This is a genomic window from Hahella sp. CCB-MM4 (assembly GCF_002260525.1).
GTDB lineage: Bacteria > Pseudomonadota > Gammaproteobacteria > Pseudomonadales > Oleiphilaceae > Hahella.
In genome coordinates this window covers 1-511 of sequence record NZ_MRYI01000075.1, presented here as the reverse complement: position 1 = coordinate 511, position 511 = coordinate 1, and the positions used below count along the sequence as shown (strand labels likewise).

The following is a 511-nucleotide window of genomic DNA, read 5'->3' as shown; positions in this document are numbered from 1 at the left end:
CCTTGATATTGTCCGCGACCGAGAGGCCCCGGAAGATCGACATTTCCTGCGGCAGATAGCCGATACCCATCCGCGCGCGGCGGTACATCGGCCAGCCGCTGACATCGATGCCGTCAATGGCGACCTGACCGCCATCCGCCGGCACCAGCCCGGCCACACAATAGAAACAGGTGGTCTTGCCCGAGCCGTTCGGCCCCAGCAGCGCCACGACCTCGCCACGGCGCAGATCGAGGTCGATGCCGCGCAGGACGGGGCGGCGCTTGTAGCTTTTCTGCAGGCCCCGGATGCGCAACCCGTCGACCTGATCGTCGTTCATGGTCATCGAGGAGTCATTCCATCCGGATGATAGTGCGGACGCGACCGAACATCTGACCGCTGCCCGAGCGCAGATCGGCCACGAACCGCTCGCCCGAGAGCATGTTCTGCCCCTGCACCAGCATCACCGCCCCGGTCATCTCCAGCGATTGCGCCTGCAGGGAATAGATCGCCTCGCGGGCCTCCAGCGCCTCCT

General features: G+C 65.6%; 2 protein-coding genes. Both read right to left on the bottom strand.

Features of this window, described 5'->3' with window-relative positions:
* A partial coding sequence (locus tag BTA51_RS28955) for an ATP-binding cassette domain-containing protein (protein WP_246841234.1) occupies positions 1-322 on the bottom strand: 322 nt, incomplete at its 3' end.
* Positions 323-329: 7 nt separating this feature from the next.
* Positions 330-511: LptA/OstA family protein (locus BTA51_RS30355; RefSeq protein WP_210404953.1), on the bottom strand; the 182-nt coding region annotated here is incomplete at its 5' end.